Annotated in this window: 15 protein-coding genes; 8 read left to right on the top strand and 7 right to left on the bottom strand. The window is 49.1% G+C overall.

Features of this window, described 5'->3' with window-relative positions:
• Positions 1-63: 63 nt before the first annotated feature.
• On the bottom strand, positions 64-1,299 hold the full coding sequence (locus OXH18_RS00405; protein WP_390904409.1) for a DUF4336 domain-containing protein: 1,236 nt from the start codon (positions 1,297-1,299) through the stop codon (positions 64-66).
• Positions 1,300-1,396: 97 nt separating this feature from the next.
• Between OXH18_RS00405 and OXH18_RS00400 the strand changes: the two genes are divergently transcribed.
• Positions 1,397-1,837 carry an allophanate hydrolase-related protein gene (locus tag OXH18_RS00400; protein ID WP_268610404.1) on the top strand — a complete coding sequence of 147 codons (441 nt, stop codon included), beginning with the start codon at positions 1,397-1,399 and terminating at the stop codon, positions 1,835-1,837.
• A 156-nt stretch (positions 1,838-1,993) separates the two neighbouring features.
• Positions 1,994-2,215, top strand: coding sequence for a cupin domain-containing protein (locus OXH18_RS00395; protein ID WP_268610402.1), 222 nt, complete (start codon positions 1,994-1,996; stop codon positions 2,213-2,215).
• 11 nt (positions 2,216-2,226) lie between these two features.
• Here the strand turns inward: OXH18_RS00395 and OXH18_RS00390 are convergent, their stop codons facing one another.
• Positions 2,227-4,401 carry a S8 family peptidase gene (locus tag OXH18_RS00390; RefSeq protein ID WP_268610401.1) on the bottom strand — a complete coding sequence of 725 codons (2,175 nt, stop codon included), beginning with the start codon at positions 4,399-4,401 and terminating at the stop codon, positions 2,227-2,229.
• A 966-nt stretch (positions 4,402-5,367) separates the two neighbouring features.
• Here OXH18_RS00390 and OXH18_RS00385 point away from each other — a divergent pair.
• Both OXH18_RS00385 and OXH18_RS00380 read left to right on the top strand, forming a co-directional pair.
• Entirely contained in the window at positions 5,368-6,015 is a 648-nt protein-coding gene (locus tag OXH18_RS00385; RefSeq protein WP_268610400.1) for a sigma-70 family RNA polymerase sigma factor, read from the top strand.
• Positions 6,016-6,157: 142 nt separating this feature from the next.
• Complete coding sequence (locus OXH18_RS00380; protein ID WP_268610399.1) at positions 6,158-6,664, top strand: molybdenum cofactor biosynthesis protein MoaE; 507 nt, start codon at positions 6,158-6,160, stop codon at positions 6,662-6,664.
• A gap of 42 nt (positions 6,665-6,706) precedes the next feature.
• Here OXH18_RS00380 and rlmD read toward each other — a convergent pair whose 3' ends face one another.
• A complete protein-coding gene (rlmD, locus tag OXH18_RS00375; protein WP_268610397.1) occupies positions 6,707-8,158 on the bottom strand; it encodes a 23S rRNA (uracil(1939)-C(5))-methyltransferase RlmD in 1,452 nt (483 codons plus the stop codon).
• Positions 8,159-8,391: 233 nt separating this feature from the next.
• Here rlmD and OXH18_RS00370 point away from each other — a divergent pair, with 233 nt between their 5' ends.
• The 4 genes from OXH18_RS00370 to OXH18_RS00355 all read left to right on the top strand — a co-directional run bounded on the left by OXH18_RS00370 (position 8,392) and on the right by OXH18_RS00355 (position 15,626).
• Positions 8,392-10,803 (top strand): glycogen/starch/alpha-glucan phosphorylase, encoded by a 2,412-nt coding sequence (locus OXH18_RS00370; RefSeq protein ID WP_268610396.1) that lies wholly within the window; start codon positions 8,392-8,394, stop codon positions 10,801-10,803.
• A 209-nt stretch (positions 10,804-11,012) separates the two neighbouring features.
• Complete coding sequence (locus OXH18_RS00365; RefSeq protein ID WP_268610395.1) at positions 11,013-11,870, top strand: DUF1206 domain-containing protein; 858 nt, start codon at positions 11,013-11,015, stop codon at positions 11,868-11,870.
• 828 nt (positions 11,871-12,698) lie between these two features.
• Complete coding sequence (locus tag OXH18_RS00360) at positions 12,699-13,910, top strand: DUF3747 domain-containing protein (protein WP_268610394.1); 1,212 nt, start codon at positions 12,699-12,701, stop codon at positions 13,908-13,910.
• Positions 13,911-14,468: 558 nt separating this feature from the next.
• The gene (locus tag OXH18_RS00355; RefSeq protein WP_268610393.1) at positions 14,469-15,626 is read left to right on the top strand and encodes a septal ring lytic transglycosylase RlpA family protein; all 1,158 of its coding nucleotides are present in this window, start codon (positions 14,469-14,471) and stop codon (positions 15,624-15,626) included.
• Between the two features lie 225 nt (positions 15,627-15,851).
• Here the strand turns inward: OXH18_RS00355 and OXH18_RS00350 are convergent, their stop codons facing one another.
• The 4 genes from OXH18_RS00350 to OXH18_RS00335 form a co-directional block, all read right to left on the bottom strand.
• Positions 15,852-17,285, bottom strand: coding sequence for an MFS transporter (locus OXH18_RS00350; protein WP_268610392.1), 1,434 nt, complete (start codon positions 17,283-17,285; stop codon positions 15,852-15,854).
• 133 nt (positions 17,286-17,418) lie between these two features.
• A complete protein-coding gene (locus tag OXH18_RS00345; RefSeq protein ID WP_268610391.1) occupies positions 17,419-18,156 on the bottom strand; it encodes a dienelactone hydrolase family protein in 738 nt (245 codons plus the stop codon).
• 82 nt (positions 18,157-18,238) lie between these two features.
• Positions 18,239-18,427: a hypothetical protein gene (locus tag OXH18_RS00340; RefSeq protein WP_268610390.1), complete on the bottom strand. Its 189-nt coding sequence runs from the start codon at positions 18,425-18,427 to the stop codon at positions 18,239-18,241.
• The gene (locus OXH18_RS00335; protein WP_268610389.1) at positions 18,421-20,649 is read right to left on the bottom strand and encodes a WD40 repeat domain-containing serine/threonine protein kinase; all 2,229 of its coding nucleotides are present in this window, start codon (positions 20,647-20,649) and stop codon (positions 18,421-18,423) included. The genes OXH18_RS00340 and OXH18_RS00335 overlap by 7 nt, the downstream gene beginning before the upstream one ends.
• Positions 20,650-20,881: the final 232 nt, after the last annotated feature.

Raw genomic sequence — 20,881 nt, 5'->3', positions numbered from 1 at the left:
CAATCTAAACTGGTATGAGACGATTTTTGAGCGAAAAATCAAACTTTCCGTGTTTCTCCTCCTCTATCCTTCCTCTCTCGTTTTTCCTTTATCTCCTGCTGGTTGCGCTAGTCCCACTTTATGCAACTTTCGCTCTAGTTTCAGCAAAAACTGAAAATCTTCAGCCGGTAGGGATGCTTGCCCGTTGGAGCCAATGACCAAATCAGACTGCAAAAAGGCGAACGCTTGTCGAAATTGCTGTGGTGTTGCGTCGATCGGCGCATCAAAATGACAAGGAATAATATGCCGGAAGTTCCAGCTTGCCACTCGATCGACCCAATCTAGCGTTAAATCAGGCGCTTGATCGAGGATGAGCGTTTGCAAAATGGGAGCCACAAACAAGCGACCGCCGCCTCGTAGTGCTTCAAATGAATATTGCCAGTTGGGTTGCCACTGAAACGGAAATAGCCCAAAGTAGCCTTTTCTGGAGCGATCGGCAGCTTGGGTGGCGTCTCGCAGGGTTTGTCTCACGCTAGAAACAGTGAGGGCGCTGGGGCGAAAATAGAAGGAAAATAAGGCGATGCGCTGCCAACCCTTCCGACGATTGGCGGCTGTATCCTCTACTATGTCGGTCGCTCGATCGCGGGCATGAAACAACAGCGGATAGGGGTCAAGCTGGACAATGGCGGGTGGCTCATTGGGCACAGAAAGCACAGTGTCTGTCACCAAAAGGGTCTGCGATGGTTTGTGGAACAGCACCACTTCTGCAAAGGCTCCTAAGCGCAGATCGATCGGCCCCAGCAAAGCATAGTCAAACTCATTGGCAAATGGCACGTTGTGGGGATCGGTTGGCAGAAAATGCGTGCGTTTCGGTGGAAAACCCAGCCAACTCAACGGCAAATTCAGTGGAAAGCTCCACTGATATGGCGCAACATAGACCTGGGCAGTGGGAAAGCAGCGAGCAAACGGACCCACAAATACCTTGTGCTCAATGCCCGTTACCGTTGACAGCAGAATATATTTCACATCCCCATGCTCTGCCACCAGTTCTTGCACTAGATGAATGCACTCTGGCGTTGGGGCAACGGGTGAATACACGAGCAGCCCTCCAGCTTGCAGACGAACCACCGTCATCCGAATCGGCACGGTAACGTAGAGAATGCCCTGCAACTGGTCAAATGTCCAAATCGTATCTTTGATCACCTCTCGCCGCAACGTGCGCCGTTTGCCGTAGGGGTAGAGTGGTACGACGGGCCAGAACGGCCAGTTCCAATCATTTATATTTGCTTCGGTTTGTGGTTGTACTGTCTGTGCGTTGATCGTGGGTTTATCCACGCTACGCCTCCTTGTCGCTGCTCAACATCACCCTCACTTTGTTCCTTATAAGATATTTAATCAGTTCTCCTATCTTACAGGCATGGATCAGGTGTTATTAGCTGTCAACGGAACGCTGATGCGCGGGTTAGAATTAAATGGCAATCTTTTAGCCGTGGGAGCTTCCTTTGTGCGGGAAGCAATGACCGCACCCACTTATATGCTGTGGTCAATCGGCGATCGTCATCCGGCCATGATGCAAGTTCAGCAGGGAGGTCGGGCCATTGCCTTGGAAATCTGGTCTGTGCCAGCAGCAGGCATTGCACAAATTTTATGGCAAGAACCTCCTGGTCTCTGCATTGGCAAAGTTCGCTTAGCAGACGGCGAGGAAGTGTTGGGTGTACTCGGTGAACCGCTGTTGTGTGAAGGGCAGCGCAATATCACTGCCTGGGGAGGGTGGCGAAATTATCTTAGCGTGAGTTCAAAGTCAGGCATGGCTGAATCGAGATCTGACTCTGACCGTTCCCCCTCACCCCAGCCTTAACTGGCGAGGAAGCGATCCGGCTCTCTGCTGCCAGATGGAAGCAGGGGTGGGGATGCGGGCTAAATGCCGCAACTTGCAAACGTAACAGGCTCCTAATTGCCATAGCTAGTGGCAAAGAAATGGTAGTGAGGGCAGGATGCAACCCGCCCCCACAGGGTGTGGCTGTTTCTGGAGCAATCCTTCGGACAGTTTGTGGAAATGCTGAAAACCCTTGCCACGCCGCAAATTTCGGTCCTTACCCTCAATCCGGCTCTCCTTCGCCCTTTTGGGGAGAAATGGTTGGGGGATGAGGGTGGTTTGGCACAAAAGTGTCCGGGCTATTGCTGGAGATCACTGGAGGTGATTACCAAAGATGAGCAACTGTCATGGCTTTGGTGAACCAATTCCGGTTAGCGGATCACGATCGTGATCGATTTGCTCTGGCGATCGACGGTAATTTCATCCCCTGCTTCGCTGGTCGTACCGTTTCCCAACCGGACTGCATCCTGCTGGGCAGAACCGTTAGATGCTACTCGTTTGCTGTCCCCTCCTTTAGCAGACTTGCCTGATACCTGCACACCTTCCGCCTCTGAAAGCGCCGCAGCGGATAAGGGTAAACCTGGAGCCGAAGGACGCCAGAAAGTATACGACCAATTCAAGGACCAGCGGTAGCTCCATCCTGACTGATTGCCATTGGCTTTCAGCAGAATTTTCTTCAACTGTACATCTTGTCCGCTGAAGGGAGCCATTGTGCCATTGGCGACGTTGTAAACATACTCAAAGCGATCGATCTCAGCCGTCCAGTCGGGGTTGTGCGAAGTCAAGGTGACTGAATTCAACCGCACCCAGTTAATGCTGGGGTTAAACAGCCGCAAGTTCACCCGCATAAAGCATTCTCGACCTGAACCAATAAACTCTGGTGTAACGCTGATGCCATAGGCGATCGGAGCCAACATATCCAACGCCCGACGGCAGTTGATCCGCCCAAAGCCAAAATGTTCATCCCGTCCAGCCGTCCCCAAATCGTCGGCACTACGCTTGATGATTTCTTCCACTTCCCAAGAGCGCAGATTGGGATCAACCGAGAGCAGCAAGCCCATCAAGCCTGCCACATGGGGCGTCGCCGAAGACGTACCGTTGAAGTTGCCAATATAGTTACCGCTGCCATAGCCACCACTCCCAGAAATATCCGTAGTGTAGATGTGCACACCCGGAGCCACCACATCCACTTCGGGGCCATAATTCGATCCCCACCAGTTTTCACCGTCGCGACTGGTTCTGCTCTTGCGCTCGTCCCATTCGTTGCTAGCGCCCACGGCCATCACTCCCAGAATCGAGGGCGATAGATTGGCCGGATAGGAGACACCTCGCACGTCACCGTTTCCTGTAGCAATGGCGATCGGACAGCCTTTACCACCGCGCCCGTTGGTTTGCGCATACTGGAAAGCGCTCGTAATTGCAGAACTGGGTGCACCACCACCCCACGAGTTAGACAATACATCGGCTCCTCGATTAACCGCTGTGCGAATCGCATCGGCAATAATAGCATCACTGGTAATCCAACGACCTCCAGAACCATAGGCAATCCGCACAGGCAGAATCTTGCAGTTGGGGGCAACACCAGCACCACCCAGCCCATTGTTGGCTCTGGCAGCCGCAATGCCAGCGCAAGACGTGCCGTGTCCATCGCGGGGCAGCGGAGACGGATCATTGGTGCGGTTGACGGCATCATAGCCCGGCAGCTTGTAGGATAGGTCTTCATGGGCCAGATCGCAGCCTTCATCCAGAACGGCGATCGAAATAGTGGGATTGCCCATCGAAATATCCCACGCTTCTGGCGCTTTGATTTTTCTCAGGGCCCACTGAGACGGGAAGGCTGGATCATTGACGCTAGCCGCAGGAGCAGGACTATCGGCACGGACGATCGACGGCTCTTGATCAAATGAATAACGTCCGTCAGGTTGAGTCTCCGCTTCCAGGAGCGCGGCTCCGCTGCCATTGGAAGGCATCAATCGCGGCATTAATCGCGCAAAGTTGGGCTGGGCATACTCGACTAAATCCTGTTCATGCAGTTGATTGGCGATCGACAGCGTGGCATCAGCCCGATCAACTGATACTAAATCAACCCCTGGTTCTGGATAGTCACTCGCCTGCACTATCAGGTTGTATTGCGCTAGAACCTGTTGTTTTTCTGTATCAGAAACATTGGCTTTAAACTTAACTAACACCTCGCCAACGGGAATTAGCGCTTCATCGGCTGTGGAATTTGCTGGCTCATAAACTGATGGCCCAATGGATAGATCAGGCTGGGAATCAACAAACGATCGCACGGTTTCTGAAGCGGCAGCGCTGCGCGAATGGTTATCAGCGACTTTGACAATGGTTAAATGATACTGTGGCAGTTCCAGCACTTCTCCAGGCATGGCTACAGGTGATAATTGCTCGGCCAATTGTCGAATGGCAGCACCTTCATGCTCTTCACGATCGGAAGTCTGAATCGCTACATAGTGTTGAGATGGTGTTAAGAATACTTTCTTTCCATCTGCATAGTAATATGGTTGCGTATCTTGCAAAGTTTGAGACATAAATAGTTCCTAAAAGCTTTCATTCTCTATAACGAAACAGCCGGTAAAAATATTCCAATTGTTAAGTACAGATTTGATTTTTCTTGTTTTTTATTGCCGCGATCGCATAAAAATCAATTCATCAGTTGAGCAAATCAAAATCATGCAATCAATAAATTAACTACTTATAACTCCTATGAAATGTGTTATACGACTCTCTATATAATGCTGCATAAAATTCGCCCCACCACCTGCGGCTCTTCCTCTTAATTAGGGTATGGTAGGAGGGGTCAGCATAACATGTAACTCGATAGAGATTTGGTATTTGACAGTGCAGCGATATCTTAAAATGTTCGCACCAAGCAAGTTAATTTCCGAAGTGCACGTGCTTAGTGTTGTAGTTTAGTTATATCTGAGCTATATCTTGAGTTGTATCCTTAAAAAATCTATCAAAGTCTTCGTTCTGGATCGCCGTTACAGTTTCTTAAAATTCACCTGACCCTTTCATCTGCCTTTTGAATAGTGCAAAAGATAAAATTATCAACCATCCAGATTGCCATATCATAAAACGCCAAAAGTGGTTAAATCATAGATTTACACATCAGTAGACTGTTCGGAGACACATACAAAGCATTCACTTAGTCAAGCTGATGCCCATGCCAAGTTGGTGCACAGTATTGACACGCAGTATTCAATCCATTCTGGAACTTATCTCCTTGCTCTACTTGATGGCTCAAGAGGCATTAATCGAGTTTGAAAAATATTATTTTTGGCTACAGGTCATCGCTAATTCTAGTTCTGCTTGTAGTTAAAAAGCAAGAAAAGTTTTAGTTTTTAGCACAGTTTTCTGCTGAGTCAATACAAGGCTGTCTTTAAAGAAATTTGCTCTAGAACGATTTGTTTTAGAACTAAATATTGTGAGTTTGTAACTACCGAAAAATTGCAATGTCGATTAGTTTACTGGCTCTTCTAAAGGTATAAAGTTCCATGTCGTCATCCGCTTTTTCCGAGTTACCCCACCATCCCTCCGTAAATAGTTATGGTCATCAAGTAACTCATGCTTTTATTTCTCAAGCTAATATTTTCCAAGCCTATGAAAATCTGCTGGCCAGCCGATCGTATTGTCAACAGATTGAATTCATGGCTCGTAAGCAAACTCAAGGAACCTCGCTCGGTTGGGAAGATGCCGCACAAACAATGCATATGAAAGTATTACAAGCCATTCAAGCTGGAAAGTTTCGCCAAGGCGGCATCCTAGAATTTCATCGCTGGTGTGCCAAAGTAGCACGGTTTGAAATGATCGATCTGGTTCGACAAGAGCAACGAAAACGCTGGATTAGCTTAGATAGCAAACTCCCTGGAACCGATCTTTCATTATTAGATACCTTAGCTGATGAATTGAATTTGCTGGACACAGTAGAGCGATCGGAGCAGCTTCGCCAAGTTTTAGATCTGATTCGTGCCCTCGATCGGCAGTATCCCAAGCGAAACTATCTTACCCTGTGGCAAGAGCGAACCAAGGGCAAAAGCCAACTAGAAATTGCCAGAGAATTGGGACTGACCCAAGGAACCATCTCCAAACGCTGGCGAGAACTGTCTCAACAATTGACAGACGGATTAAGCGAACAGCGCTAATTTGTCTATTGCTCCAAAGGAATTTTCGGAGAAGCCAGAACAAGAACAATGCAGAACAATACACGAGCAGAAACCGCCCAAGTTGCTTTAGCATACGAGTACACCCAATCGATGTTGTCGTGACGTTTTCATCAGAATCTCTATGAACTCGATCGCTCCCTCACTGCTTAACCCATGGCCTGATCATCCGGTAAATCACCGGACTGATTGTCCCAATCCCCCTGATCATCCTGATCACTTTGTCATCACCTTAGCGCCCCTGTCTTTGTCTGATGCTTATGCATTGGCAGATGATCCGGCTAATGGTGCGGTGGTGTTGATGAGCGGCATGGTGCGCAATCAAACCGACGGCAAGCCAGTAGTTGCGTTGGAGTATCAAGCCTATGAGCCAATGGCGCTGCAAGTTTTTCAGCAAATTGCCGCTGATATTCGCAAAACCTGGGCGGATGTGTCGCATGTGGTGATTCACCATCGGGTAGGGCGGTTGCAGATTGGCGAAGTCAGCGTGATTGTGGCGATCGGCTGTCCCCATCGCACAGAAGCTTTTGAAGCGTGCAAATATGCGATCGATACGCTGAAGCACCAGGCACCGATTTGGAAAAAAGAATGGTACAACGATCGCGAGTATAGCTGGGTGCGGTGTTGTTAGTCCTCGTTCTGGGTCCTCGTTGTATGGGTCTCTGTCTGCTGACTAGTCTGTTGGCGACCGACGTTCCAGCAGGACAATATTTTCCACATGGTAGGTTTGAGGAAACATGTCCACTGGCTGCATGATCACTAGGCGATAGTGCGAGTACAACGCCTCGATATCCTGCGCTTGCGTTTTGGGATTGCAACTGACATAAACGATGCGAGGTGGTTGGATCGTCAGGATACTTTCAATCACATCTGGGTGCATTCCAGCCCGGGGTGGATCAGTAATCAGCACATCTGGTGCTCCCATCTGAGCCACAAAATCCGGCGTCAATACCGCTTTCATATCTCCGGCAAAAAACTGGGTGTTGCCGATGCCATTCAGCCACGAATTCTCCTTGGCATCTTCAATTGCCTCGGCAATACATTCAATGCCAATGACTCGCTGGGCTTGCCGTGCTACGAAATTGGCGATTGTGCCGGTGCCTGTATAGAGGTCGTACACGGTTTCTGTTCCAGTAAGACCCGCCAAGGTCGCCACCTGTTGATAGAGCGTCAGCGCTTGAGCCGTATTGGTCTGAAAAAAAGATTTTGGGCCGATGCGAAACTGCAAATCGCCCAACGTTTCAGTAATAAATGCCTGACCGCGCCACGTGGTCATTTCCAAATCATACAGCGCGTCGTTGAACTTGGGGTTGATGGTGTAAATCAGCGAGGTAATCTGCGGAAACGTATTGGCCAAATGCTGCATCACCGCCTCAATTATAGGGCGATCGTCCTGCTGAAACGCCACCACCACCATTGTTTCACCCGTACTAGCAGTACGAATCATCAGTGTGCGCAACAAGCCCGTGTGAGTTTTGGGGTCGTAAAACGAAATGGAATGGTGCCGGGCAAAAGCCCGCAGCGATTGCCGAATGGCATTGGACGGTTCCGGTTGGAGGTAGCAGGTTTCAATATCTAGCACTTTGTCAAACATACCTGGTGCATGAAACCCCAAGGCGTTTTGTCGATCGAAGCGTTCTCCCGATTCAATTTCGGCTTGGCTGAGCCAGCGACGGTTGGAAAACGTAAATTCTAATTTGTTGCGATAAAATTGGGTGCTGGGGGCTGCTAGAATCGGACGAACTTTCACAGGCTCAGCGGGGTCGATCGCGGCTGATTCGATCGCAGAATTTGTAGATAGAAACCGATCGAACGCATTCCAAACAGATTTTTGCTTATAGATGAGTTGGTCTGTATAGGGTATGTCTTGCCATTTGCAGCCACCACAAGCACCAAAATGCTGACAAAACGGCTCAACCCGACGCGGCGACAGATGGTGTATCCGAATCACCCTAGCGTCGAGACTCGTTTTGCGTTTGCGAATCACTTGCAAATCGACTACATCGCCCGGCACCCCTCGGTCGAGGGTCACAAGCCGATCGTCCACGTAGGCAATTGGTTTTCCTTTAGACCCAAGACCAGCGATGGGAATTTGCTCAAAAACGGGCTGGGTTTTTCGTCTCAATGGTCACTCACTTAGGAATACTCGCTTAATAGAACGCTAATAATTGTAATGTTCTTTTCACTAGTTCAACCGATTCCTTGATCAATCGTGGTTTCAGGTTTCTCAAGTGCGTGAAGAGGTATGAAAACATATCAAGAAATAAGTATCAAACCTGGGTAGATCGGGGAAAATGGGAGAGATTAAATCAAGCTGTCTTTTCTCGATCATTTTATTAAATTAGCTTAAATCAAACAATGCAAACCCAGCAGAATCAGAGCCGGATTGAAGACGATCGCACCAGTGTCAGCGTTGAAGCGTTGAAGCGATCACTGATGAATCACCTATTTTATCTGCGCGGGAAATTGCCCGAAACAGCCACCAGCCATGATTACTACATCGCTTTAATTTACACCGTGCGCGATCGATTGCTGTCAGGATGGATGGCTACAACACAAACCTATACCCAACCCCACATCAAGCGTCTTGTTTATCTTTCCTCTGGGCTATTGACCAGAACTGCTTTGGAAACTTACTTAATCAACCTAGATATTCAAGAGCAAATTTGTCAAGCGATTGATGAGCTTGGACTGAGCTTAGAAGACTTATTAAAACATGATGTGATTTTGGATCAGGGTAAAGAGCTAGAAGCATCTAGTTACTTGCTGACCCATTATTTTGATGCCCTAACAAGTCTAGCATTTCCGGCGATAGGCTACGGCATTCGCTATGAAGTCGAAACAGAACCTATGATTGAATGCCAGATGGATCGACAAGGAACGCGGCTCTATTGTTCTGGAAATCCTTGGGAGATTTCACGCCCGGAGCAATTAGTAGAGGTGAAAGTTGGGGGACATACCGAATCCCGTATTGATGAGCAGGGACGCTTTTGTGTGCAATGGGTTCCTGAAAGGGTGATTCGTGGTCTGCCCTATGATACTCCTATTTCCGGCTATCGCACCAATACAGTAAATACCGTGCGGTTGTGGGCTGCTTTGGGGACTGAATCGGTGGATCTTGGTGCTCGATCGGAGCGATTAACCCTAGATCGGCTTCAGCAACACTATTTTTTAATGGCTTGTTCGCTTCAGGATATGCTGCGAATGCATTGTATAGAGCGAAAACAACCGATCGAAACCTTGCCAAATGCTTTTACAGTGCAACTCGATGGAGCAGCGCAGGCAATTGCCATTGTTGAACTCATGCGACTACTCTTGGATGAGTATCGACTTGATTGGGATACAGCTTGGCGAATTACTCAAAATACATTTACTTACTCTTATGATCCATCTACGCTAGAAGAAATAAGGGATTGGAATCAGCTAATCTTGCAGCAGCAATTGCCTCGTCACTTGGAACTAATTTATGAAATAAATCAGCGATTTTTGGCAGATATTCGCCAGCAATTTTCAGTAAATGATGAATGCATTCGTCGCTTATCGCTGATTGATGACGACGATACCGTTCGCTTGCCGCATCTAGCCGTATTGGGCAGCTATGCCACCACTGGAGCCATTACGATTCGCACTCATCAGGCCTTTCATGAAGGACTAGCAGAGTTGCAAGCCTTGTTTCCTGATAGGTTTAAAGACCAAGACGATCGCAGCATTTGTCATCGATCGCTATTGGCGCTGAATCCGCAGTTGTCTCAACTCATTACCCGAAATCTAGGCAAGCGGTGGATTCGGCAGTGTCAAGCGTTACACCAACTGGAAGCATTGATGGACTCGACAGACTTTTGCCAAGCTTGGCGATCGATTAAGCAAGCCCACAAACACGCCGTTGCCGATTGGGTGCAGCAAGCTACTCAAGTCTCCATTAATCCACAGGCGCTACTTGACGTACAAATACAGCCCATTGGCGAATCCCAACGACAGCTTTTGAGTGTGTTTTATATCATCACGTTGTACAACCGTCTAAAGCTGAATCCTACCCTAGACATTACTCCACGCACTTTTGTCTTTAATAGCACCCGTCAGTCAAGTAACATCATGGCAACGCTGACGGCTCAGTTAATTGAGTCTGTGGCACAGGTGATCAATCACGATCGAGATCTACGCGATCAACTAAAAGTGGTTTGTTTGAAGTCTCCACTGGCGGTGATGAAAACGCTGTATGTTGCTACTGATCTCATCGAACAGATTGCCATTGCCACCACAGACGAGATTGATTTGAGCCACCTAAGCCTAGGGTTGAATGGTGCTCTGACGATCGGCACACTCAATGCGACTAGCTTACTCTTGCAGCGTCAGGTGGGAGAAGGCAATTTCTTTCTATTTGGACTCACGGCTGATGAAGTGGTGGCGCTTCAATCCAGCGGCTATGACCCCTGGCATTTCTATCAAAACCATCGCGAATTACAACGAGTCATCGATCGCATCGCTATGGGCGACTTTACCGACCCCCAGTCCAATTCCTTCAAGCCATTAATTGACGCCATCTTGGAACAAGACCATGATTTGCTGTTGGCTGATTATCCATTCTACGTTGATTGCCAGGATCAAATTGCAGCCATCTATGCTGACGAAGACTGGTGGACTCGCCTGTCGATTCTCAACGCAGCGCGGATTGGGCAAACCTCCTGCGATCGGATCATTCAAGCCAATAGCCAAGCCCTCTGGAATATTGAACCAGTGGCGATTCCATCCCTAGGCGTCAGACAAGCATAGTTGGTTAGTAGCTCAGTAAACAACTAACTCCTACTACTCACTTGGAGGAAGGGAAGCCGGATCGAACCCTCGCCCCATAGAAGGGGGATTGGGGGTGAGAGCGACCACAGGACAGACTCCCTCGCAGTTCTCCTATTAGACAGATGTATAGGCAGAAAAAATTGCAGTTAATGGAATCACTCTAATCCTGAAAGACGGTTGAATACAACATGTCACGCCCTGATTTACCTTCTGATCACCTCACAGCCCCCGTTAAGCAAGCAACCGCCCACCCTTGGTTTGAGCGTCTTGCCCGGTTTGGCTATGTTGCGAAGGGAATTGTGTATTTCACAGTTGGACTCTTGGCTGCCCAAGTTGCCTTGGGAATGGGAGGCAGAACCACAGACAACGAAGGAGCGCTAGAGACCATTGTTACTCAACCATTTGGAAAATTTTTACTAGCAATTATCACGTTAGGGATGATTGGCTATGCCCTGTGGCGCTTTGTTCAAGCTATTTTTGATCCAGATAATCAACACCAAAAACCTGAAGCCAAAGATATTGCCAAACGGCTTGGCTATGCCGGTAGTGGAGTTGTGTATGTAGGTCTTGCTTTTACGGCAATCAAACTAATTTTGGGAGCAGCCCATAGCAGTGGGGGGAGTTCGACACAAGATTGGACGGCACGATTCTTGTTGCAACCATTTGGACAATGGTTGGTGGGGCTGGCTGGGCTGCTGACGATCGGCGTTGGACTCTATATGGTTTATTATGCTTTCAAAGCAAAATTCCGCAGTGAATTAAATTGGCAGCAAATGACTCCCAAGGAGAAGAAGTGGACTACTTGGGTGGGAAAGTTTGGCATTACGTCTCGTGGGATTGTGTTTTCGGTAATGGGCGTTTTTCTCGCTAAAGCAGCCCTAAACTCTGATGCTAGCGAAGCCAAAGGGGTCGGTGAAGCACTAGCTGTTTTATCTGAGCAACCCTTCGGACGTTGGCTTCTCGGGTTTGTGGCCTTTGGATTTATTGCCTACAGCGTTTACTCGATCGTCGATGCCAAATATCACCGCATTGCCAGCGTTCGTTGAAGCAAGGGGAAGGAAATCTGAATCAGAATGTAAAAGCAAAGGGTTGAATTTTGAATTTATTGCATTTTTTCCGGTTATTTTTATAGTTTGTTTAAAGTTGTTTCCTGCATTACATCATCTTTACAAACACGTAGCCTAGCATTAGGACGTGATAACTTTCAAAGCCTCTAGGGTGCTCTCTACCGCTTTTATAGATTTCGCCTCCGGAGGCAGATCTTTTCCTTTGCATTCAAGATTCTCAGTGCGAACACTTTGCTTGCTGACAATCTGCTCAATCGCTCCAATCCTAGCCTCAATCTGATTGTTGCACAACTTTGGTTTCAGTATAGAAGCGATCTCCCTTGATCGGCAAAGCGACTGATTGGCGAAATTCATTCAATTTTCGTCAATTTCATAGTTGCTAGTCAACCAATGGTTCGTTTGGAACGCCCAAGAAAATTGATAGGGTCGAAGATCTTTGAGCTTTCCACTCACTCAGTGATTTGGACAGGTCTAGCTGCCATGACGAGCGCATCAAAAATCATGACGCTAGAAGCGTACCTGAACTATGACGACGTACAGATAGATTGTACGAATTGGTGAATGGTGAGTTAGTAGAAATGCTTTTAAAGAGCGAACTGAATCGTTGAATTGCGATGTTTCTAGTGACTCACTTTTTACAGCGTAGAGAATAGAAATCGTAGTTGCCCACACTACCCACATTAATCGATATAGTTTTCTGAATCTTCACGGTATTTGCCCTCAAAATTTGTTATCTTGTACAGCCGCAACGATTTATTCCTAGTGTGTTTGTGACGTTTCGACTGTACAGCGTAACAGGTTGACGCTATGAGACTTGGCACCCGAACAAAGACAATCTTCGCAGCCTGCTCTGCTGCCCTCACAACCCTGTTTGTGACCCACTCAGCGTGGGCAGTTGGTGGTTTTGGGCAATCTGAGGTTGAACAAACGCGATTTATTGCCGTAGCGGCTCCGGTAGGAAACAGCAATGAACGCCAGTTATTAATTTTGGAGCAAATTTCCGACGATCGTCCCTGCTGGACTGAATCTGGCAGCAATCCAACGGTGGTTGATCCACTCATGCTGAGCTTTGATTTTACAGGCATCTGTGGACGCAGCACCGATGCGAATGGTTACTCGCTTCGCATTAATGGACAAGATCTGGCTCTCCACTACCAATTTCGCATTGAGCAACGCAGTAACGATCTCGTACTCGTTGCTTCGTTGAATGATCCGGCGAATCGGGATGCTCCAGATATCGAAGTTGGACGAACCAATGGCCTCACAAACGGGTTTGCGCGTATCAATTTAAACCCCGGTTGGCGATTTACCAAGCGCACGCTGAACGATCGTGTGTTGGGGCATGTCTACGTCACCTACGAGGGCATTGTGCCAGAGTCGATTGTGCTACCTCCAGCTTTGGTTTACACCGTTGGTGACATTGCGTTTGATGTATACGGCCCCGAAATTCAGCAAGCGATCGATGCTGGGTTTATTTCTGGTTTTGAAGACAATACATTTCGTCCCCAAGATACCCTAACTCGCGAACAGTTGGTGTCAATGGTGCTGGAGTCGTTGAGCCGTATTCCCAACTTGAACATTGTGTTACCTACCACCGCATCGAGTAGTCCCTATGTCGATGTAGAAGCATCTCGTTGGAGCGCTGCCAAAATTCAGTTTGCCCGCGATACTAACATTGTCAGTGGCTATCAAGATGGGACGTTTCGCCCCACTCAACCCGTCACCCGAGCCGAAATGATTGCTGTCCTACGACGAGCCGCCGAGTACAGCAAAGCTCAGCAAGGAGCATCGATTGATCTACAACCCTCCCAGCAACCCATCCCCTTCTCGGACACCAGCGGTCACTGGGCAGAGTCGTTAATTACGCAAATGTCTGCCTACTGTGGCATCGCCACGCCGGTAAATGATCGAGGCACCGCCTTTGCACCTGATGCACCTACCTTACGAAATTATGCTGCTGCTGCCACTCTGCGAATGTTCAATTGTTCTGTTTCGCCGCCAGCCGTTGGTTCAAATTAATACTAATTAGTTCATTGATTCTACGGTGATAAAAGGCCCGATCGATCGGGCCTTTTTCATAAGTTTGGCTCTGATGAAGCCGAAAATTGTCTAACTGTTCAGCGTGGTTGTTCAGCCCTATCCAGGCATTGTTCACTGGCGAAAGTTCACCGGGTGAAATCAATCGCGATCCCCGTTGGTATGAGTCAAGTGATTAGAAAAACTAATTCTTCTTCTAATTCTGCCTGATGTTAACCCAATGAAACTTGGCAGAGAAATATGAAATTTATATGAAGTTTTAATGAAGTTACAAAATTCAATATTTTAATAAAACTCCTGTAGGATAATGGTCTTGGCTCGATCGAGGTTATGAAGCTTGTGTAAAGTTGTGCAAGTTTTGAAGCTGTCCCTGATCCCCAAGACAAAAACTTCATGCTAGTCTGTTGCAGTTCAGCCATTAGGAGTAAACACGTAACGAGTACGAGTTAGCCCTTTTAACCGTTATGGCGATTCGGTCCAGTTGTCCGTTCTCATCGCCCTTGGTTAGCTCTCTCTCCTAGTACACTCTGAAAAGAACGTATGAATCAAAAACTTTGGAGCGGTTTTACTGCCGCAACTTTGTTGGTCACGACCTTGGGAATTGCCCCGCTGAGCTATGCGGATCAGCCTGGGTCAAACGACGAGGTTTCGGAGGCGCAAGTTCCCTCACAGGAGCCGCCTTCTGACCAGGTTGCATCCACCTCGCCCTCATCTACCTCTAACCCAGACGCCGCCCAAGTGGCTGAAGCTGTCAAGGTGGGTGAATACCAATCGGAGGATCAATCTGAAGCTGAGGAAACCATCACTGAGTTAGTTTCCCATCAGATGGATGGACGGCAAGCGGTAACGCTATATGTCCGTGACATTCCGGTCCTCACGTTCCTTGGTTCTAATGCAACATCAGCCGCTGTTCCCTCGTCAGAGGCGGCAGAGGGCAATATCAGTGACTCAGAAATCAAGGTTGCCAGCGTGCAAAACCGCTCACTCCAAAATTCTGCAACTGACGTACCCGTCGCTCGCTCGAATCCAAGCTCGACGGATCAGGCAGGGACACTAAACGCTGAAGCTGATTCAAATTCTCCGGTTTGGCGAGCAACGGCGATCGCCGCGCGTTTGAATCAGTACTATCGAGATAACGTAGACGCTGAAACCATTACGGCTGTCTGGGAGCCACAACAGCAGCGCTATTTGGTCAAGATTGGGGATGAAGAGTTAGTTGGCATTGACTCAGAAACTATCCTCCCCAACACAACGCAAGACCTTGCACAAGACACCCTTCAGATTACCAATCTGTTGCGTCGGCAGTTAGGCAATGCACCACCGATTCAGAGCATCTCTGGCGATCCGCGAACCCAGGAAACTCGTGTTTCTATTGGCCCGTTTGAAATTGCTTTTAGCGGCATGGCTTCCTGGTATGGGCCGGGGTTTGATGGTAATTACAGTGCCAGTGGTGAAGTCTTTAATCAAAATGCCCTGACGGCTGCCCACCGCACCTTGCCATTTGGTACGCAGGTTCGAGTTACAAATATGGACAATGGACTGTCGGTGGTGGTGCGTATCAATGATCGGGGGCCGTTCCACGGCGATCGGGTCATTGATGTGTCTACCGCAGCTGCCGAGGCGATCGGGCTAGTGCACTCTGGGGTTGCCCCCGTCAGTTTAGAAGTACTGGGTACAGCCCAACCGACTGCTTACTAAGCTTACTCAGTTCGTATTATTCTTCCAGTGCACTCTTCTCGCACTTCCTTCTGTTACAATGTTTGACCTTTCTAGACGTGTATAGCTCCTCATGGCTGCATATCTCATGGCTGAAAACTAAATAATGAAACGATGGCTGAATTTGACACGGGGGTACTCAAAGACGTGCCCTCTGTTTTTTTATGGCATTGCTATTCCGAGATGATCAACCAATTTTGCGTTTTCCTAGGAATGTTCCGATCCACGGGCGGCACGGCGTTCATTTAGTTTCAGCAAAATTTCGGCGTAGACTTCGCGGGTGATCGGATAGAAACAAGCGATCGCAATGCCAAACACCAAAAACAGGGCAGGTAGTGGTCCGATCGCCGCTCGAATGGCCAATAGGGCAGATTCCGGTTGCGTTTGAGCACTACCATCAAATCCAGCCGCTCCTAACACTAAGCCAATCAACAGTTGCCCGATCGCCAACCCAATTTTTTGCAGAAATACCATGAAACTATAGAAAATTCCCTCTCGCCGTTGTCCGGTTCGCAATTCATCAAGTTCAATCACATCGGGCAACATCGCCCACGGAATTAGGTATGCCACCGAGACACCAAAGCCTGCTACGATCGCCAGCCCATACATCAAGCCAACTTGACCGGGCTGCAAAAACATCAGCCCAATTTGAGCCAAAATCCAGACGCCCATGCCCATAAAGTAGGTACTGCGCTTGCCTACCCGTTGACTGACAGCACTCCAAAACCACAGCACCAATACAGCACTGCCTTGAACCGCTAAAGCAACTTGGGCTGAATGTTGGGCGGGCAGCCCCATCCAGTTGGACACGTAATAAGGAATAATCGACGCCGTATTTTGCAGGGCTAGCCAAGAAAATAGATAAATGCCAATCACGCACAGAAACGGGCGATTGCTGAAGGCAATTCGAATCTGTTGGGCGATCGATAGCGACGGAGCCGTTTCATCATCCAGAGCCACTTGCGCTTGAAACTGAGCCGCCCGACGTCGGGTTCCCCAAATGCAGAGATAAGGGGGAATGACGCAGAAGATGGCACAAATACCGCTAATCCAGAGATATTGCTGAGTTGGATTGTCGATCGTTGAAAAAATAATTTGCGCAAACACCAAAGACAGCACCGCCCCAGTTAGGGAAAAGGTAAAGCGATATTGGTTTAGAGTTGTGCGCTCGTCATAGTCTTGGGTCAGTTCAGGGGTGAGGGCGGTGTAGGGCAAGTTAACGGCGGTGAAGGCGATGTTATAGAAAATGCTGATGATGACATAGAACCAGAACAGGCTGATTTCTTGCCGCCCTGGATCGGCACTGAACTGTGGCACTACCCATTGCAACACAAAGAAAATTCCCAGCGGCAGCGCGCCCAAAAACATCCAGGGATATCGTCGCCCCCAACGGGTTCGGGTTCGATCGCTGAGGACGCCCACCATCGGGTCATTCACTGCATCCCAAATGCCCGCAATGGTGCGAATGCTGCCGGCCAACACCGGACTGAGTCCAGCTACATTCGTCAGAAAAATCAGTTGAAAAAAGATCAAAACATTGGATGCCACGGCCGATCCAAAATCTCCGACACCATAGGACAACTTCGTGAAGAGATTGAGCTTTTCGCGTTGCGGCACGGTAGGCAAAGAAGAATCACTCATGCGGGCGATCGGACTCACGAAAGGACAAGAAGTTGGAAAAATGAGAAAGGGTTCCACCACAATCGTTCCCCTTTTTCCTTTTTCCTTTTTCGTTTGCCCCAAGCTTACCGATACGAGTCCTTTCTGTCGAGAGCTAAGCCAGCGTGCGGTTGAAAAACTCAATAATTTCGTCCCAAGCGCAATCGGTCGCAACCGGATCAAACCGAGGGCCGTCATCACGCATGAAGGTATGATCGGCGTCGTAAAGGAGCACGTGATGCGAAACACCTGTTGTTTGCAACGTTTCTACGATCGTTTGTCGTCCAGCAGCAGGTACATGCGGATCAAGCGTGCCAAAAATCAACAGCACCTCCCCATGAATCTCACTTATGCGTGGCAAGGTGTCCGCCGGATCGCGCCCCAGTTTGCCGCTGTGAATGCCAGTAGGATAGCAACACACCGCTGCCTGCACATCGGGTTGCAACGCCGCCCGACAGGCCAAATGCCCGCCAATGCAGAATCCCATCGTACCCAATTTGGCAGGACTGACGTTGGGGTCTTGCTTCAACCAATCCAGCACGGCTCGCGCATCGGCATCATAGGCAGCAATCTCAGTTCGACGGGCCGCATCATTGCCACGTAAGCGCCCTAAGTCATTCGGTTCAATCACCGTGCCGATCGGTTCAAGTCGATGAAAAATCTCCGGAGCAGCTACCACATAGCCATAGCCAGCCAACCGATCGGCCAAGCGGGTAATAGGGCGTCCTAGTTGGTAAATGTCCGAATAGTACAAAATGCCGGGGTATGTTCCTTCGGGCTTGGGAGCCGCGACATACACTCGCATGAGGCTATCGTCTACGGTTAACCCCAGATTGCGCGTTGTGATTTGCACACACGTACTCCTGACGATCGGGTGTTGGTCCAAATTATAGGAGATACATGAAGCCCGCGAGAGTGCGCTATCCGACAGTCAGTCAGGGTGAAATGGCATTGCCAAATTCACGTAAGTATTTGCCCTCATCCCCACCCCTTCTTCCGGGAGCAGAGAGCCGGATCGCGAGTTCCCCCATTTGTTGGAAGAGGACGAGCGGAAGGGGGGCAGTCAGATTCATAGCTCGATTCAGCCATGCCAGTGCAATCACGCCAATCACGTCCGTCACCATTGCCACAGGCGAATACTTTTATCTTTACTGCCGCTGACCAACTGGTTGCCATCGGGGCTAAACGCCACCGCAATTACCCAGTCGCTATGCCCAGTTAAGGTGTGTTGCAGGGTGCCCGTTTGCAGATTCCACAGATGAATGCGCCGATCGATGCCGCTGCTGGCGACGGTTTGATTATTGGGGCTGATTGCCACCGACAGCACCCGATCGCTGTGTCCTGTGAGCGTGTAGCGCAGTTCACCCGTTTGCAAGTCCCACACTTTAATGGTTTTGTCCCAGCTACCGCTGACCAACGTTCGTCCATCGGCACTGATGTCGATTGATCGCACGGCATCGGTATGGGCTGCAAGGGTGCGAATGACCCGCCCAGTGGACAATTCCCAAATTTGAATTGTGCCGCCATAGCTGCCACTGGCTAGGGTTTGTCCATCCGGGCTAATGGCTACTGACCAGATCGAGTCGTAGTGTTCGGGAAATGTTTGCAACAGTTCGCCAGTTTGCACATTCCACGTTTTAACAACGCCATCATAGCCGCCACTGGCTAGGGTTTGCCCATCCGGGCTAATGGCTACTGACCACACTGCTGCCGAGTGTCCCAATAACGTATGACGTAATTTGCCCGTGGGCAAGTCCCAAAGTTTGATAGTTTTATCACCACTACCACTCGCCAGAATTGTGCCGTTGGGGCTAAAGGCGATCGCCCGCACCGCATCGGTATGACCCAACAGGGTTTGCTTTAAGTTTCCAGTTTGTACATCCCAAAAGCGAATGGATTTGTCAAAACTGCCGCTGACCACCGTGCGACCATCCGGACTAATTTCTACATCCCACACTGTGTCAGTATGACCGGTCAGCAATTGTGTTGCTGTAGTAATGGTTCTTACAGTTGGCGAGTGTCCAGATCGATTTAATGGTACTGAAGAAGCCCCCCTTCCATCTTGAGACGCGGTGATCGGTGAGTCACCAGCAAGATCATTCGAGAGAGACAGTGATGCCGCCGACCACAACGAATGCACCCGCGTGCCCAAGGCCATGGCAATGGTTAGTCCGGAAAGGGTTAGAAGCACAACAGACCGAGAAAACCGCCTTGTTTCGCGTTCTTTTTCCCCAGCCACCACCTCCTGAGCCGTGTGATAGCAGGATTCTTCCGTCGGAGAATCGCTCAACTCTGGCTCGATTGGAGGCGAGAGCGACGGTAACGGCAGAGGGGCAGGTTGAGCTATGATCGGCAACTGTCCGGCGTGGGTGGCTTCGATCGCCTCTGGATCGGGCAGTCCGACGGCGGTGTGCAGGGCTTGAGTCAGTTCCAGCACCGACGAAAACCGCTGACTAGGAGCTTTGCTCAAGCAGCGCATGACTACCGCTTCCAGCATGGGGGAAATATGAGCGCAACCCGGTTGGTCTCGTAATGGAATTGGGGGTTTGGTTAAATGCGCAACAGCCCACACAGCAGCACTCGGCTGTATCTCGGACTGGTGTTCTAGTTCAAACTGAAACGGCGGTGCCCCGCTCAGCATTTTGTAGAGAATCACCCCTAAACTGTAAATATCGGCTCGTGCATCCAAATTTTTCTCGGCTCTCAGTTGTTCGGGTGAAGCATACTGGTACGTGCCCATGAACATATTGGTGGCGTAGGTATAGTCTGGGTGTTCAGTACGGATCTTGGCAATCCCAAAATCCAAAATCTTGACAAATTCGCCCAAACTGGTAGGGAGCAAGAAGATATTGTCGGGTTTGAGGTCGCGGTGGATAACTTTGACAACATCACGACTGCTGCCTGGTTTATCTCCTTTCCAGCGCAAATAAACGCCTTGATGAGCCAAACTTAACCCGGCACAGACTTGGGTGATGATGTTTACCGTGCGATCGACTGACAGTCGCTTTTCCCGCTTCAACAGTTGTCCCAAGGTTTGACCACAAAGATACTCCATCACATAAAAGGGATACCCCTCGGCCGTCACGCCATAATCAAACACCTGAACAATGTGATTACTTCTGAGCGCAGCAGATACCGCCACTTCTTGCTCAAACCGATAGCGCATTTGTTCGTTGGCCAGTTTGCTGTTCAATAGCTTTAGCGCAACCGACTGACCCAGCAAGGTATCAGTAGCCAAAAACACTTCTCCCATGCCGCCGCCGCCAATACGCTGATTGAGGAGATAGCGCTGGCGATCGTCAATGGTTTGACCAAGCCAAGATTGAAGCGGCTGAGAGAAATTCATTCGTCTGTCTCCACAGATTGCAGTCACCTGATCAAAGGCAACTGAGCGGCGGTTAGGTAAGAGATACGTTAAATACTCTAATAATCATCAAACGGATGTCTACCAGCCGTAGCGAAAGTTTAATGAAATCATTAAGCTTTGCTCACGCATCTGTAAACCATGAAAAGAAATCAACGATCTAACGCTCGATCAAGTTTTGAAATATACCGGTCACCTCGTTATAGTTAACCTA

It is taken from the genome of Thermocoleostomius sinensis A174 (genome assembly GCF_026802175.1).
Taxonomy (GTDB): Bacteria; Cyanobacteriota; Cyanobacteriia; order Elainellales; family Elainellaceae; genus Thermocoleostomius; species Thermocoleostomius sinensis.
Note: the sequence above shows the minus strand (reverse complement) of the source record. Positions and strands in the feature narration are given on the sequence as shown.